Raw genomic sequence first — 13,513 nt, 5'->3', positions numbered from 1 at the left:
TAGAATTTCTCCTATATACTTTTATATTCATAAATCTATAAAATTTTTCATTGATTATTGAGGAAATTACATAACTCTTACTTGGCTAAATCTAATATGGGAATATCGTCTTTGATTTAATTCCTTAAGATATAAGCATATTTGATGGTATAGCTCTGAAGATTTTCAAACTATATATAATAGATAGTTTTTATAGAAGGTAATTATGCAATTTACTCTATTATTAAATGCTCGGATAATATGGTGTCAATTACTATATATTTAAAAATAAAAGATAGCTAGGGTTTTATCCCAAAGCTATCTTTTATTGATCTGAAGCCTTACTAATTTCTTTATTAAAAAATGCTATATTTATTAAAAATAACGAACCTGCCTTAATCATTGGAGAATCGATTCCCAACCTATTTAATGATGTTATGGCAATTACTATTGCCCATGGAGCAAGTACTGATTTTACAAATAGCCCCTTGACATTTCTTTTCTCACTTTTGAAAATAGCAGAAAAAATTGTGCCAAAACTTAAAGAAATAAATATTAGTGGTATTATAAACCCTACAACTCCACTACTATGGGCAAATTGAATTCTTGATAACACTCCTGCTATAAGCAGTATAAAACCTGTGGATATAGATATTATTTTACTCCCAGTTAATAATCTTAATATTCTTTCCATTCAAAAACCCCCTTTATCATATAGCTTATCAAAGATACGAGGGCCTAATCAATACAATATTTCTGGTCATATTAGAAAAATTAGCCTATATAGCTTGCGACACATTGAAGAAATAAACTGGGTATCTTACTCATTCCTTTAATTTTTTCTATCTAGTAATTCTCTTTAAAGCTAATAAAAGATACTTTGTTGTTAAGCCAACAAATATACCCGTACCTATTGCAGCAATAAATAGTATGGGTAAATATATAAATATATTTATGTTGTTAATAATAAGGGCTGCTGCCAATAATTGTCCTATATTATGAAATACTGCCCCAACAACACTTATTCCTATTACACTGACATTTTCCTTCCCCAGTCTTTTAATAAACGCCATGGCTAAAATACTCAGTATCCCACCTGAAACACTATATATAAATCCCGATATTCCTCCCCCAAATATTGAGCCTAATAATATCCTAGCTATGAGTACAATAAAGGCATCTTTAAACCCAAAGATCATAAGGACAGTCAAGGTTATTATATTGGAAAGTCCCAGCTTTGCTCCAGGTGCTATAAAGGGTACAGGTATCATTTTTTCATATATATTAAGGGCTAGAGCCATTGATATAAATAACCCCAGCATTACTAATTTTCTTGTGCTTCTCATAATACAATCCTCCGAACGTAATCTATAGCCTATGTATGAAAAATTTCATTCATTATTCTTTTACCCGTTGGGGTAGCCGCCAATCCACCCAATGCCGTTTCTTTTAAAGCTATTGGCAAAGATTTTCCCACCCTATACATGGCATTAACCACTTCATCGAAGGGTATGATGCTTTCTATACCTGCTAAAGCCATATCCGCTGAAATCAGTGCATTTGCTGTTCCTATGGCATTTCTCTTTACACATGGACATTCTACTAAACCGGCTATAGGATCACATACTAATCCCAAAATATTTTTTATTGTCATTGCAGATGCATGGAGGGCTGACTCAGGGCTTCCCCCTAAGATTTCAACAACAGCTGCTGCCGCCATAGCAGAAGCAGTTCCAGTCTCAGCTTGGCACCCACCTTCAGCACCAGAAACAGTGGCATTTTGAGCTATAATGAGTCCAATAGCGGAAGCAGTAAATAAACCATTAACTAATTTTTCTTCATTTACACTAAGCTCTTCACCAATAGTTATCAAAACTCCAGGTAAAATTCCACAGGAACCTGCAGTGGGAGCCGCTACCACTTGTCCCATAGATGCATTCACTTCTAAAACTGCCATTGCACTAGCCACTGCCTTAAGCATTCTACTTCCGGAAACAGTTTTTTTATCTTCATATCTTCGTCTAAGCAGTTTTGCATCTCCTCCAACAAGACCACTCACAGATTTAATATCCTGTGTAAGTCCTTTTTCAACGGCTTTCTTCATCACATATAGATTTTCCTTCATCAAATTGAAAATTTCTTCCTTGGTCTTATCTGAATTTTCAACTTCCCTTAAGATCATAATCTCCCATATCTTTTTATCGTAATTTTTACAAAGCCCTACTAGCTCCTCACCACTATTAAATTTATACTTCATACGACTATTCCTTTCTTCCTTATAGATTATATAGAATTTATCAAGTAAATATTTTTTATTTCGTCTACGGACTTCTGTATATATTCAACTAGCTTAGGCTCTAACCTATTATCGGACTCGATTACCATAAATGCATCCTGTCCCTTATCCTGTCTATATACACTCATAAAGGCTATATTAATTTTATAATAGGCTAAAATTTTTGTGATTTTTGCTATAATACCTGGATGATCTGAATGTCTAGTTATGATAGTTGGATACTGTCCTGTAAATTCAAGCTTTAACCCATTCAACTCAATGATTTTTATGTTTCCCCCACCGATAGATGACCCCATAAGTTCTATTTTTCTTCCATCGGATTTTTCAATCATAAACTTAACTGTATTTGGATGAACTTCTCCTAAATCATCCTCCAAAAATTCATAGTCTATATCCTTATTTTCTGCAATCTTAAGGGAATTTTTGAGTTTCTCATCACTTTCCTTCATACCTAAAATCCCCGCCATAAGGGCCCTATCTGTCCCATGTCCTTTGTATGTTTTAGCAAAGGATCCATGAAGTATAAATTTCACCCTTTTAACATCATAATTTGCCAGCTTACCCGCGATCTTTCCCAACCTAGCTGCCCCAGCAGTATGGGAACTAGAGGGTCCAATCATTCTAGGGCCTATTATCTCAAATGCACTGTAATTATTCATTTTTTCTCCTCCATATATCTTTCATAAACATACAAACAAATAATCTGAGATTAATTTTATCATATCTTAAATATATAATCTACGAATTCTTTATAGGTTAAAGGAATTTAAAATGGCCCCCATACATTATAAAAATGAAGGCCACTCTGCATATGTAAAAAAGTAAGGCATATGAAAAAAAGTCAGAAGGATAGGTGAAATAGCCAGTTTATTTTTCGAATTTACCTAATACTACATCATCAATATACCTTGTTTTTTTATGATCATTTGTAATATTCTTTCCTCTTCTCCATTTAAAGCATTGACGTATATTAGAAAGGAATCTTCCTTATAATCAGCTATAACTTCGTAGCATAGAACTTCCTTAGAGCCTTCCGTGGGTATAATAGCTAGTCTGATCTTTTTAACCTCTGCATCTAGACTTATCATATTTATAGCATCTTTTTGGGAGATTTTAGGCTGTTCTATATTTCTTTTATGGTGGTTTGATAAATATCCATCGGCTTCATATCCTACAATACTCCCATCCTCTAAACTTACCTTTACCTTAATCAAGTCAGTATAAACTAGTACATCATCCTGCTTATATGCAAAGTTAATAACGCTCACTCCATCATATTCTTCAGAATAAGTTGGAACCATATTATTTAGACTATTCTTTTCTAAAAACTCCTTGGCTTTTTGAATAGCATCCTTTGGGCTCAAGGTTTTATCAATAGAAGGTTTTGTATTTAGCATCCATATGACTTTACCGGCCTTCTTAGTTATAGCCAACGTTATATATCCTTCTTGGTTTTCTTCATTCAGCTCAATAACATAAGCGGGGAATCTTGTGTTTTCTGTCTCCGATATTATGGTGGCGATATATTTTTTATTATCCTTTAAAAATTCCCTAGCGAGACCCTTTGCCTCATTTTTTGATATTTCTTCTCCCTTTAACCTAGGTTTGATATTCTTTAGATGCTCAGAAAAGGGTCCATCATATATTAATTCGGGATATTCTTGCATTCTTTCTTCCACGTTTAAAAAACTGGTGTTGAGCATATTATCATTTGTCTTATTTAATTCTTTATTTGTTTGTATTACAAGACCATTCAATCTGATATCATTCTGATTAATACCCTTCTGAAGCTCTAAAAGGCTTTGAGCTAAATAATTAGAATAATTATGTAATTCCTCTATTGTTTTAATATCCTCCTGGGTTAATGGTATTCCCTTTAAACATTTTTTAGACATTGCCATACTAAAATCTCCTACTTGACTTAAAAACTTCTGGGTTTTACTAACATCTTTATGTTTGATTGGAAGCTGTGTTAACCCTTCTTGGGCGTCATAGCACTTATACATCAGATCAGTAAATAATAGAACGTTTTGCTTTGGTGTTGCAGAAACCATTACCTTAGCAAGATTTGACTGTATATTTTCAACATTTCCAACTAAATCATAGAACATCCTTCTGAACTGATTTTCAACATATACGTTATAGTTACTAAGCTGGTCATGCTGGTTATATCCCCAGTTAAATGTCAATCCCAATATTATTAAAAGGGAAACGACCATACCTACTAATATATTTCTCATCCTTAGTCCCTCCCTACTATTTTTTTGCAAAAACATGTTTTCCGATTTTAAGAGTTGGTTTCAGTCTGGATATCCATCCACTAGTTGCCTTTGTAGGATTCCAATAATACAATGCTCCTCCTGTAGGGTCCCAACCATTCATAGCGTCTCTAGCTGCTTTCATAGCACTTGATTTTATGGGCTTATATACCTGTCCATTTGATACTGCTTCAAAGGCCAGTGGTTGATATACAACCCCCGGGATGGAATTCGGGAAGGAGGGATTCTTAACCCTATTAAGGATGACTGCACCTACTGCAACTTGTCCTACATAGGGTTCACCTCTAGCCTCTCCATTTATTGCCATAGCTAAGAGGGTTACCTCATCAGACTTCGATACCCCCTTACTTGTGGCTGCATATCCTTTACTTGCAGTTCTTTGGGATATTCCTAAGGCTTTACTAGTTTGGGCTCCAATATATCCATCAACCCTTAAACCATTTCTCCTTTGGAATTTTTTAATTGCATTATATGTTTGACTACCGTTAATCCCATCTATAGCTCCTTTATAGTAATCCCATTGCTTTAATTTTCTTTGGGCTGTCTCAGTGAGCTTGTTATAGGCTGGAGTTTTTCTAGTTTTTATAATTCCCAAAGCTTTTTTTGTACCATCTCCTACCAATCCATCAGCCCTTAATCTATTTTTTCTTTGAAAATTAATTACTGCTCTATAGGTTTCTTTTCCATATATCCCATCTACAGTTCCCCTATAATACCCCCATCTCTTTAATTTTTCTTGGACTTCCCTCACATCCCCTCCCCGAGTTCCCCAGTATAGGGTTCTTGCATAGCATACGTCTATATAAAATATTCCTACAAGCGTTATAACTAATAGCAACGATAAAAAAGTCATGTATTTTCTTTTCATTTTAGTCCTCCTCTTATAATAAAGTTACTAATATTTTCTGTTATATATCCCATATTATTCATAGTAATTCAAAACAAAAAAACTATAAGATTCCCTATGAAGGTTTCTTATAGCTTTAACTCATAACTATTTAATTTTTTCTGTAATCATTAAATGTTTTCATTATATCTATAGATACATAAGACAGTATTGCTACAAACTATCTTATATTAACGACATGGCTACTCATATTTAGAATAAAACCAGCGATTCCAAAAATAATTGAAAAGTATGTTCCCCCAACAACTAGGGCTTTAATATTTTTCATTTTTCTGTCTACCCCCCATAAAACTAATTATTTATCACTATAATGTATATAACACTTATTCCCTTATTGTAGATTATACCACAAATCATACTATCTTAATCACAAATTACATTCTGTAACAGTATTTTAACATCGAATCCATAATTCAAGTCATAATATATGGATATAAATATAATTTATTTATATAATCAAAAAATATTGTACTTATTATTTGATGCCTGCAGCCTTCTTTATACATACCTGATGCTTAGGATCCTTTTTATTATCCTTATGCCTTCTACTGTTTTTGAAGTGAATGTCTAAATGTCCAGAGATTCCATTCCCCTTAATGAAATCAAAGTTATATCCATAACCATATCCTCCACTTCTACCGGACACATTCTTTCCAGCAGGCTTGCTTTCAACTCCAGCATGGGGCATAGCTGTCATAGAAGCTGCAATCACTCTACCATTTAAATATACCAATGCAGGTCTTCTCTCCCAACTAAAGCCTCCCCATATCTTCTTTATGACATTTGTATCATTTTTTGATACAGGCTCTACATCTGCATGATTAGAACCAGCAGTTACCTTTACTTTGAATTTCAAACCAGTACTTAAATCCTTAACCGTTAATACAGTTTTATTCCTTACAAGCAACTTCTTTACATTTTTCCAATCTAAATACTCTCCTGCTCCTCTTTTTGCACTACCCCTACTAACTGTAAAATTTATTAATCCAAGGGACTTCATCTTCTCTAGAGTCCCTCCCCCTACAACTCCATCCACAGCTAGTCCATATTTACGCTGAAAATCCTTTACTGACTTTTCTGTTACAGAACCAAAATATGTAGTGAAACTATCTTCGTTAAAGGTTCCGCACTGTTTTAAAGCCCGCTGAATTATTTTAACCTCGGGATGGGACATCCCCTTTTCATACTTAGCTAATGTAAGATTACCTAAAACCCCTGAAACACCAATATTGTGGGTTACTAGTCCCAAGATCTCCATTTTCTTTATTGTTGACCCACCTACAACTCCATCAGAAGCTAATCCATGCATACCTTGAAAATCTTTAACTGCCTTTTCTGTTACTGAGCCAAAATACGTAGTAATGCTATCTCCTTTATAGGTACCGATATCACGAAGTGCTTCTTGGATAATTTCTATATCAGAGTGTGTCATTCCCGGCTTATATACCCTTAAAGAAAGATTTCCATGGGTAAAAAGCCCTAAAGAATCCATCTTATCTATTGTAGATTTTCCAATTATACCATCGGCCGTCAAGCCATATTTTTTCTGAAAGCTTATCACAGCATTTTCAGTAATAGTTCCATAGTATGTAGTTAATTCATTATGATTAAAAACACCATCCTTCTTAAGTGCTTCTTGAATCACCTTTATATCCGTGTTATCCATTCCCTTTTTATAGCTCGAAAATTTAAAATATTGACTCTCAGCTGCAAAAGCTGTTGTAGTTGTACTTATCAAACAAATTGAAGTTAAAATAGCCGCAACAATTCTCTTCACAAAATTCCCTCCTAACAGTTTGTGGACAAACTCTCTTAATATAACTATATCACTTTAAACATCCTTCAATCAAGTACATATCCAAACTTAACACTTTTTTCCTATGAATTTAGTATAGCAATCCTATGTACAATTGCTTATGAAAAATAGTTTGATTTTAAAAACAAAATAAAAGCGACTAAGGCCGCTTTTATAATTAAGAAGTTCTTAAATAACTATTTGATATATTTCTTTATTTTCCTCTTTGTAATTATTTCATTTAAAGGATTATTATTTATACATGGGTATTTATTAACTTATGCTATATGAGACTGAATCTCTTATTTCAACAAATCCTTTATGACTTCAGATGCTATTATTAATCCTGCCACAGAAGGAACAAATGCAATACTGCCGGGAATTTGTCTTCTTACGGTGCAAGTTCTTTCCTGATTAGTACAAATGCAATCTGTCTTGCAATCGGATTCTAATTCAATGGGCTTCAATGGCACTTCCTTGGAATATACAACTTTTAAATTATGGACATCCCTTTTTCTTAATTCTTTTCTCATCACCTTGGCCAAAGGACATATAGATGTCTCAAAGATATCAGCTATTTCAAATCTAGTGGGGTCTAATTTGTTTCCAGCCCCCATACTACTCATTATAGGTATATTTCTTTTATAACATCTTTCTATTAGATCTAATTTAGAGCTTACCATATCTATTGCATCAACCACATAATCATAGGTATTATCTAGGAGCTGCTCAGCAGTTTCAGCTGTATATAGCATTTTATAGGTTGTTATCTGGGCTTTAGGATTTATATCTAATATTCTATCCTTCATCACATCAACCTTTGCTTTACCAACGGTACTTCTAAGTGCATGTATTTGTCTATTTATATTGGTTAAGCATATATCATCATCATCAATCAATATAAATCTTCCAACTCCTGATCTGGCAAGAGCTTCTGCCACAAAGGTACCAACTCCACCTATTCCAAATATGGCTACTGTTTTTTTCGATAATGTTTTAATTCCTTCTTTTCCTATTAATAACTCTGTACGGGAAAAAGAATTTAATGCCATCTTTTCTGCCTCCTATATTAGTAATTTTTAACCTTTATAATACTCAGCTTGTTCTTTATAGTATATCATTTACCCTTAGTCATCTTTTCATGAATTTCAAAATTTCCATAGGAAAGCTCAAAAATATTAGTTTTTTCCCTTCGGTCAGATTTTTTCATGGAAAATCATAGGCAAAAAAAGAACTGTCTCAAAAGACAATCTTTTTTTAAGCCCTAGGGTGCTTGAGAATGAAGCTCATCATTCTTACACATCCCTTTAACAAATATTTTCTACATGTATTACTCCATTAATTCCTTAGATTCCATTAAAAACTCTATCTTGTTTTTAGTTATATACGTATATTGTTCTTGATCTATTCTTCCATTTCTTTTTAATTCGTCTGCAACCTCAACAAATTTTTCAACCAATGATATTAATTCCCTCAATTCATTTCCATTATCAATCATCTATATAGATCCTCCAAATAGATTTACTATAATCCAAGCTACTTAATAGAGCCTGGATTGCTAGATTATTATTAATATTATACACATTTTTTAGAATTCCTTCTTTTTTTTGTTAATTTTTCATTAATTTTTTTCTTTTTTATTCTTTTTTGAACTTATTTCATAACTATACTTTAAATAATAAATAATAATGATATAAATATACTTTGAGGAGGTATACCTATGAAAAAAATATTTTTGCCTATTGACGGTTCAGAAATCTGTCCTAAAGCCTATAATCATGCTAAAAAAATAGCACAAAAATTCGACTCAGAAATAATCATATTTAACGCTCAAGATTTGACGCCTCCCTTTGGATGGCTATATGATCCCGTCATGTCCAAAAATGAAAAAAACAATCCTGAAAAAATTGCAGAAAGAATTGTGGAGGATGCAAAAAAAGCCTTTGCTGAAACCGGTATAAGAATAACCACTAAAACCGCTTTAGGTGATCCTGCAGTTACTATTTTAGAAGTAGCAGAAAAGGAAGGCTGTGACCTAATAATCATATGTACCCACGGAATGTCAAGGAGCAAAAGGTTCTTATTAGGTAGTGTTACAAACAAAGTAGTACTGCATAGCAGTATTCCCGTATTAGTTATAAGATAAAGGTGTTAAAGTATAACTTTTAGGCTGTTGAGAAACCTAAATTTCTCAACAGCCCTTTATTATTTTGCAAAAAGTTCAGCTATCTTAAGTATAACATCTACTGATTTCTTCATAGAATTTATTGAGATATATTCAAACTTTCCATGGAAATTATGGCCTCCTGTAAAAAGGTTAGGGCATGGAAGACCCATATATGAAAGTCTTGCACCATCGGTTCCCCCTCGAATGGGTTTGATTATAGGTTTAACCGCCACCTCTTTCATAGCCCTCTCAGCGATTTCTACTATATGCATAACAGGCTCTATTTTCTCTTTCATATTGTAATACTGATCCTTCATATCTAATTCTACAGTACCTTTTCCCATATTGCCATTTAAATATTTTACAATATTCTCAACTCTTTTTTTCTTTTCTTCAAATTTTTCTTTGTCATGATCTCTAATAATATACTCTAGAATGGTTTCTTCTACATTACCCTTTATATCATGCAAGTGATAAAATCCCTCATATCCTTCAGTATATTCGGGAACTTGGTTTGTAGGTAACATTGAATTAAATTCCATAGCTATTGATATTGCATTAATCATTTTATTTTTAGCCGTACCTGGATGTACATTTCTTCCATTTATCTTAATCTTAGCATAGGCTGCATTAAAGTTCTCATACTCTAATTCTCCGATTTGTCCCCCATCGACTGTATAAGCAAGGTCCGCAGCAAACTTTTCAACATCAAATTTGTCTGCTCCCCTTCCGACCTCTTCGTCGGGAGTAAAGCCTATTTTTATAGTACCATGCTTTATCTCTGGATTATTTATGAGATGCTCTACAGCAGTCATTATCTCAGCTATACCTGCTTTATCATCGGCACCTAAAAGTGTAGTTCCATCGGTGGTAATTAAATCTTCTCCAATATAATCCTTTAGCTCTGGAAAATCCTTTGGGGATAACACGATATTTTTCTCACCATTTAATAGGATATCATTGCCATCATAGTCCTTAATAATTTGAGGTTTTACATTTTCCGCTGTCATATCAGGACTAGTATCCATATGGGCTATAAATCCTAGATTTGGTAGGTCTTTATCGGTATTTGATGGTAATGTAGCCATTACATAACCATTATCATCCATAGCTGCATCCTTTAAACCAAGTTCCTGAAGTTCCTTGACAAGTTCCTTTCCTAGATTAAACTGTTTTTCTGTACTCGGACACGAAGCTGAATTTGGGTCAGACTTTGTGTCAATCTTTACATATTTTAAAAATCTTTGTACTAATTTTTCCATTTAAACCAACTCCCCTTCATCTTGATTATACAATTTACTCAATTAAGGCAGATTCAAAAATAAACTTTTCATCCTATATTACTAGTCCCGTTTATTTTTTCATATGCCTAAATATTTCTCCTTTTATTTATATAATTTTGCTTATCCTTTTCATATATTTCAATGATTTTATTAATAATATCATTTTTAGACAAATCAAATCCTATTCCATCTATATTCTTAATAGGAAGTACATTAATTGAGGTTCCCGTTATAAAAGCTCCTTCATACTTACTTATACTATCTAAGGATATCTCCTGCTCAATAATATCTATGCTGCTCTGGCTGCATAATTCTATAATCTTAGAACGTGTAACTCCAAGTAATACCTCATGGGCAGGGGAGGTAAAGAGTTTTTCATCCTTTACAAAAAATAGGTTTGATCTGCTTCCCTCGGTTATCTGTCCATCATTATTGACAAGTAAGGCTTCAAATGCATTTCTTCTTTCTAATTCTATGGCTATCCCTTTTTTAAAGCTTCCATTAAAGGTTTTAGCATTTGGATTTTGTCTCTCACTTTCATAGGCTATAGTATGTATACCTTCTCTATACATTAATTCAGGAGGATAAAAACTTTTTATAAAGTATATATAAAGTTCTTCAACTTCTCCACCTTCTGCAACACATAATATTTTTACATTCAAATTATTTTCATCATTTATCTCTATTAATTTCTTAATTTCATCGGTTAATTCCTCATAGGTTCTATTCAGTTTTACATTGAGAAGTTTAGCAGACTTTGCAAGCCTTTCAAGATGTTCTTCTAAATATAAAGGAATTCCATCTATTATCCTTATGACCTCGTAAATGGAAACCCTTTCTGTATTTGGCCATATATCTATTTCTTTAGTGGAATAAACCCTACTGTTATATATCAGATAATCTAAGATGGCTTCTTTTACCATAAAAACACCTCCGCCCCTATTATATATCTTTTGCCCCCTAGTGGACAATAGCAAAAAAAGATACTATTATATAAAAAACACTAATAAATCAAGGTATAAAAGATTTATTAGTGTTTTTTATATAAATAATATCTGTTTTTAAGCTTCTAATACTCTATACAATCCCCTCTTTTACATTTTTTAACGTTTCCTTCAAACATACAATCCTTTCCCACACCACTTGTATTACTTAAGTCCCGCCTATTGGCTAAGGATATATATTGGGGTGAAAAATATTCGTCAATAAATCTTTCTACTTCCTTGCTTTCATTTATTCGCATAGTATCATCCTTTACTTTTAAGTCATTACTCATCAAGCGAACCTAGTTCGCCTTCAACATCCCTTAATCCCTTTAGGATAGAAACCATATCACCATAGTCTTTGTCTACTTTCTCACTTTCTACTATAAAATCACTAGTCAAAATACTCTCTGGATAATTTTCTTCTAAATATGAAATACTTTTACCAATCCATCTATTTCCCTTTTCTTCAATACCTCTTTGATTATAAAATTCTTTTTGTGTTTCCCTTCCTATTCTTTCTCCTTCACCAATTAGACTACTTAATTGCATTTACCTTAATCTCCTTTAAAATTTGTACTGTTCCTGTAATTATTATTAGTGAAAACAAGATCATTTATATAACTATTTTTTGTTCTCCTTTGACAATTTTTAGCAAGAAGGAATCAGAGTTGAAAAGTTGAATTAATTCAATTGTTTTTTCCTTATTTCAGCGGCAATCCAGATAATACATGGCAGAATCACTTGAAATACAGATGAATAATATGGCCATATTCCTTCAGCAAATTCAAATATTTCCATAATACTATCATTTTGAAAATAGGTTGCATTAATTGACATCAGTCCCATGGGTAAAGCTATAAATCCATATTCTCTAAATCCAAATGTTTTAGCTACCCCTTTACAAGAGGCAAATAGAAATATACTTATTTTCATAAATGCTCCTAATACTAAAACTATACCTATTATCACTTCGAATCTTTGTAGAACATTGAAAATTTTTACTCTGGTAGCGGCTAAATAGGTAGGATAATATACTGTTGAGACTGTATTCACCGATAAAACTAATAAGTTCGTTAAAGCAATTGTGTACATCATAAACCCCCCTATCAATAAACCAGTTATATGAATTTTATAAGGAGATTTTTTATTATCAAAACGAGTGAAAATCATTGTGAACACGTATGTCTCAGCAAAGGGAAATGTAAAAACTGAAATTCCTCCATATATTATGGGTATTATTCCGTTGTTCATAACAGGTAGGACATTATTTATACGCATTCTGGGTATCAATAAAAATACAAACGCACCTAATAAAATGACAATTATGGGAAGAAAAAAAACTATCCATTCACACATTACTTTTATTCCTTTTTTCACCGCCCACATAGCCATAATGGCAATAACAATTGTTGGTATAACTATAGGGGTTCTATATAATGAAACTGTATTGATAAATGTACCTACATTCTCCAAAATTAATGCTGCATGATGTAAAGTAAACCATACATATAATAAACAGATTCCTTTGCCTATAATCTTCCCAAAACAAATTTCAAGAATATCAAACAAATCCTTACCCAAAAAAATAAAGTGCAATCTAGCATAAATAAGTGTTATTGGAAATGATATAGCTATCCCCAAAAGAACAGCTAGCCATGCATCTTTTCCAGCTTGAATCCCCATTACCATTATTGAAGATGAACCCACTAGTAATATGATCACAAGATATATTCCTTGCTTATCAGAAATAACCTCTTTATTCATGATTTTCCCCTCCGAATTTACCTATGATTAGTCTTGACCAATTTCTATATTTATACT

15 protein-coding genes are annotated in these 13,513 nt (G+C 32.8%); 1 reads left to right on the top strand and 14 read right to left on the bottom strand.

Annotated features, from left to right (window positions below; all coding sequences use genetic code 11):
* Positions 1–304: 304 nt before the first annotated feature.
* The 9 genes from N4A68_02030 to N4A68_01990 form a co-directional block, all read right to left on the bottom strand.
* A complete protein-coding gene (locus N4A68_02030) occupies positions 305–673 on the bottom strand; it encodes a hypothetical protein (GenBank protein ID MCT4563099.1) in 369 nt (122 codons plus the stop codon).
* A 148-nt stretch (positions 674–821) separates the two neighbouring features.
* The gene (locus tag N4A68_02025) at positions 822–1,325 is read right to left on the bottom strand and encodes a Gx transporter family protein (protein ID MCT4563098.1); all 504 of its coding nucleotides are present in this window, start codon (positions 1,323–1,325) and stop codon (positions 822–824) included.
* Positions 1,326–1,354: 29 nt separating this feature from the next.
* Complete coding sequence (gene sdaAA, locus N4A68_02020) at positions 1,355–2,236, bottom strand: L-serine ammonia-lyase, iron-sulfur-dependent, subunit alpha (GenBank protein ID MCT4563097.1); 882 nt, start codon at positions 2,234–2,236, stop codon at positions 1,355–1,357.
* Between the two features lie 26 nt (positions 2,237–2,262).
* Positions 2,263–2,934, bottom strand: coding sequence for an L-serine ammonia-lyase, iron-sulfur-dependent subunit beta (gene sdaAB, locus N4A68_02015; GenBank protein MCT4563096.1), 672 nt, complete (start codon positions 2,932–2,934; stop codon positions 2,263–2,265).
* A gap of 231 nt (positions 2,935–3,165) precedes the next feature.
* Positions 3,166–4,515 carry a germination protein YpeB gene (gene ypeB, locus N4A68_02010; protein MCT4563095.1) on the bottom strand — a complete coding sequence of 450 codons (1,350 nt, stop codon included), beginning with the start codon at positions 4,513–4,515 and terminating at the stop codon, positions 3,166–3,168.
* 16 nt (positions 4,516–4,531) lie between these two features.
* Entirely contained in the window at positions 4,532–5,422 is an 891-nt protein-coding gene (gene sleB, locus N4A68_02005) for a spore cortex-lytic enzyme (protein ID MCT4563094.1), read from the bottom strand.
* 514 nt (positions 5,423–5,936) lie between these two features.
* On the bottom strand, positions 5,937–7,238 hold the full coding sequence (locus N4A68_02000) for a peptidoglycan-binding protein (protein ID MCT4563093.1): 1,302 nt from the start codon (positions 7,236–7,238) through the stop codon (positions 5,937–5,939).
* 320 nt (positions 7,239–7,558) lie between these two features.
* Positions 7,559–8,308: a tRNA threonylcarbamoyladenosine dehydratase gene (locus N4A68_01995; protein ID MCT4563092.1), complete on the bottom strand. Its 750-nt coding sequence runs from the start codon at positions 8,306–8,308 to the stop codon at positions 7,559–7,561.
* A gap of 278 nt (positions 8,309–8,586) precedes the next feature.
* Positions 8,587–8,754, bottom strand: coding sequence for a hypothetical protein (locus tag N4A68_01990; protein MCT4563091.1), 168 nt, complete (start codon positions 8,752–8,754; stop codon positions 8,587–8,589).
* Positions 8,755–8,976: 222 nt separating this feature from the next.
* Here N4A68_01990 and N4A68_01985 point away from each other — a divergent pair, with 222 nt between their 5' ends.
* The gene (locus N4A68_01985) at positions 8,977–9,402 is read left to right on the top strand and encodes a universal stress protein (GenBank protein ID MCT4563090.1); all 426 of its coding nucleotides are present in this window, start codon (positions 8,977–8,979) and stop codon (positions 9,400–9,402) included.
* A 59-nt stretch (positions 9,403–9,461) separates the two neighbouring features.
* Here the strand turns inward: N4A68_01985 and pepT are convergent, their stop codons facing one another.
* From pepT to N4A68_01960, 5 genes are all read right to left on the bottom strand, one after another.
* Entirely contained in the window at positions 9,462–10,685 is a 1,224-nt protein-coding gene (gene pepT, locus N4A68_01980; protein MCT4563089.1) for a peptidase T, read from the bottom strand.
* Positions 10,686–10,792: 107 nt separating this feature from the next.
* Positions 10,793–11,629 (bottom strand): aminotransferase class IV, encoded by an 837-nt coding sequence (locus N4A68_01975; protein ID MCT4563088.1) that lies wholly within the window; start codon positions 11,627–11,629, stop codon positions 10,793–10,795.
* 146 nt (positions 11,630–11,775) lie between these two features.
* Positions 11,776–11,982, bottom strand: coding sequence for a hypothetical protein (locus N4A68_01970; GenBank protein ID MCT4563087.1), 207 nt, complete (start codon positions 11,980–11,982; stop codon positions 11,776–11,778).
* Positions 11,975–12,241 (bottom strand): hypothetical protein, encoded by a 267-nt coding sequence (locus N4A68_01965; GenBank protein MCT4563086.1) that lies wholly within the window; start codon positions 12,239–12,241, stop codon positions 11,975–11,977. The genes N4A68_01970 and N4A68_01965 overlap by 8 nt, the downstream gene beginning before the upstream one ends.
* 132 nt (positions 12,242–12,373) lie before the next feature.
* Entirely contained in the window at positions 12,374–13,456 is a 1,083-nt protein-coding gene (locus tag N4A68_01960) for an endospore germination permease (protein MCT4563085.1), read from the bottom strand.
* Positions 13,457–13,513: the final 57 nt, after the last annotated feature.

The sequence above is a fragment of the Maledivibacter sp. genome (assembly GCA_025210375.1).
Lineage (GTDB): Bacteria > Bacillota > Clostridia > Peptostreptococcales > Caminicellaceae > JAOASB01.
This window is presented reverse-complemented; position numbering and strand designations above follow the sequence as displayed.

Coding starts and splice junctions, on each gene's coding strand:
- N4A68_02030 (MCT4563099.1), bottom strand. CDS start 673: ATGGAAAGAATATTAAGATTATTAACTGGGAGTAAAATAATATCTATA.
- N4A68_02025 (MCT4563098.1), bottom strand. CDS start 1,325: ATGAGAAGCACAAGAAAATTAGTAATGCTGGGGTTATTTATATCAATG.
- sdaAA (MCT4563097.1), bottom strand. CDS start 2,236: ATGAAGTATAAATTTAATAGTGGTGAGGAGCTAGTAGGGCTTTGTAAA.
- sdaAB (MCT4563096.1), bottom strand. CDS start 2,934: ATGAATAATTACAGTGCATTTGAGATAATAGGCCCTAGAATGATTGGA.
- ypeB (MCT4563095.1), bottom strand. CDS start 4,515: ATGAGAAATATATTAGTAGGTATGGTCGTTTCCCTTTTAATAATATTG.
- sleB (MCT4563094.1), bottom strand. CDS start 5,422: ATGAAAAGAAAATACATGACTTTTTTATCGTTGCTATTAGTTATAACG.
- N4A68_01995 (MCT4563092.1), bottom strand. CDS start 8,308: ATGGCATTAAATTCTTTTTCCCGTACAGAGTTATTAATAGGAAAAGAA.
- N4A68_01990 (MCT4563091.1), bottom strand. CDS start 8,754: ATGATTGATAATGGAAATGAATTGAGGGAATTAATATCATTGGTTGAA.
- N4A68_01985 (MCT4563090.1), top strand. CDS start 8,977: ATGAAAAAAATATTTTTGCCTATTGACGGTTCAGAAATCTGTCCTAAA.
- pepT (MCT4563089.1), bottom strand. CDS start 10,685: ATGGAAAAATTAGTACAAAGATTTTTAAAATATGTAAAGATTGACACA.
- N4A68_01975 (MCT4563088.1), bottom strand. CDS start 11,629: ATGGTAAAAGAAGCCATCTTAGATTATCTGATATATAACAGTAGGGTT.
- N4A68_01970 (MCT4563087.1), bottom strand. CDS start 11,982: ATGAGTAATGACTTAAAAGTAAAGGATGATACTATGCGAATAAATGAA.
- N4A68_01965 (MCT4563086.1), bottom strand. CDS start 12,241: ATGCAATTAAGTAGTCTAATTGGTGAAGGAGAAAGAATAGGAAGGGAA.
- N4A68_01960 (MCT4563085.1), bottom strand. CDS start 13,456: ATGAATAAAGAGGTTATTTCTGATAAGCAAGGAATATATCTTGTGATC.